The 1,558-nt window shown below is 72.5% G+C and carries 2 protein-coding genes; one reads left to right on the top strand and one right to left on the bottom strand.

What is annotated here, in order from left to right; translation table 11 throughout:
• Nucleotides 1-386, bottom strand: a 386-nt coding sequence (locus GT354_RS27625) for a polysaccharide deacetylase family protein (protein ID WP_237535509.1), incomplete at its 3' end; no start/stop codon positions are given.
• A gap of 94 nt (nucleotides 387-480) precedes the next feature.
• Between GT354_RS27625 and GT354_RS27620 the strand changes: the two genes are divergently transcribed.
• The gene (locus GT354_RS27620; RefSeq protein WP_161359091.1) at nucleotides 481-1,398 is read left to right on the top strand and encodes an FCD domain-containing protein; all 918 of its coding nucleotides are present in this window, start codon (nucleotides 481-483) and stop codon (nucleotides 1,396-1,398) included.
• Nucleotides 1,399-1,558: the final 160 nt, after the last annotated feature.

The raw sequence follows: 1,558 nt of genomic DNA, 5'->3' as shown, positions 1-1,558 counted from the left end.
CGGAAGCCGGGGCGCGCGCAGCCGGCCGAGCGCAGCGCGGCGGTTCCGTCGGCGAGGATGCGGCGGCGTTCGTCGGTGCCCAGTGCGGCCCAGCGTTCGTGCACCCAGCCGTGCAGGCCGACGTCGTGGCCGCGGGTGAGGAGGGCGTCGACGGCGTCGGGGTGGTGCAGGGCGCTCCAGCCCTCGACGTAGAAGGTCGCGGGGACCCCGGAGGCGTCGAGGAGTTCGAGGATGCGGGGGATCCCGACGGCGAGGTCGTGCCGGTCGACGTCGGGTCGCACCCGCTTGCCCTGGCCCACTTCCTGGCCGCCGCCCATGTGGTCGAACGTCAGGCACACGGACACCGGGCGCGGTGCCGGGTCGGTTCCCGGAGGAGGTACTTGCATGACTACGCATGAGATCATAATTGTAGATGCCTCCGCAAGCATCGATTAGCATGGTGATGGACGGTGATCGTCACCGCGCCGACGAGAGGCGGTCATGACCGACATCGACGCGATCCACGCGTGGCGTGAACTGGGCCGACGGCTGCGCCTTGCGAACGAGGCGCTCGAACCGGCCCTGCGCACCTTCGGCGCGACCAGCGCGGCCGACTTCGAGGCGCTCGAACTGCTCGGCCGGGCGGAGGGCGGGTCCCTCCCCCAGCGTCGGGTCCAGGAGGCCTTGGGGCTGAGCCAGTCCGGCACCAGCCGGCTGACCACCCGGCTGGAGCGGGCCGGGCTGCTGCGCCGGACGGCTTCGGCCACCGACGCCCGCGCCGCGCTCCTGCACGTCACGGACGCAGGCCGGCACGTCGTGCACGAACACCGCGCGGTGTACGAGCAGCGCGTGCGCGAGGAGCTGCGCTCGCTGACCGCCGAACTGCTCGGCACCCCCGAGCCGCCGACTCCCAGGACCCTGGGCGAGGATGCCACCAGCGCGCTGGGCGGCGTCCTCCAGTTCGGCGAGTCGATGCTGTCGATGGGCTCGGGCGCGGTGACCGTGGCCGACGCGATCCACGTACGCGAGGCGCTGGAGCCGCTGATGCTGCTGGAGGCCGCGCAGTACCGCACCGAGGACGACATCCTCGACTGCGAGAAGATCCTCGCCGAGATGGCCTCGCACCTCAACGACGGCAAGTCGTTCTACCTCGCCGACTGGTCGCTGCACCGCCGACTCGCGTCCATCTGCCGCAACAACCTGCTGCGGCAGGTGTACGAGAGCCTGCTGTCGACGTTGCAGGAGCACGTCGACTCGGTGGTGCCGACCGAGGGCCTCAAGGACTACCTGCGCCGGCGCCTGGTCGTGCACACCGAGATCATCGGCGCGATCGCCTCCGGCCGCGCCGACCTGGTCCGCCAAGCCGCGCACGACCACGCGATCACCGGCATCTCGTCACGCGTGGACGCCACGCCGTAGGGGCCGACGGGGGAGGCTTCGCGGGCCGGTGGGGCTGATGGGGCCCGGTGGGATTTCCGGTGCGGGGCCCGGTGCGAACGACCGCGGGCAGCGTCCACCGGGCTCCGCGCGGTGGACGCTGCGCGCGTGGGAGGCCCCGCGCGACCGGCTGCGCGCGGTG

The organism is Streptomyces sp. SID3343 (assembly GCF_009865215.1).
GTDB lineage: Bacteria > Actinomycetota > Actinomycetes > Streptomycetales > Streptomycetaceae > Embleya.
This window is presented reverse-complemented; position numbering and strand designations above follow the sequence as displayed.

Bases quoted from the DNA above. Each gene is read 5' to 3' on its own strand.
- GT354_RS27620 (WP_161359091.1), top strand. From the start codon at position 481: ATGACCGACATCGACGCGATCCACGCGTGGCGTGAACTGGGCCGACGG.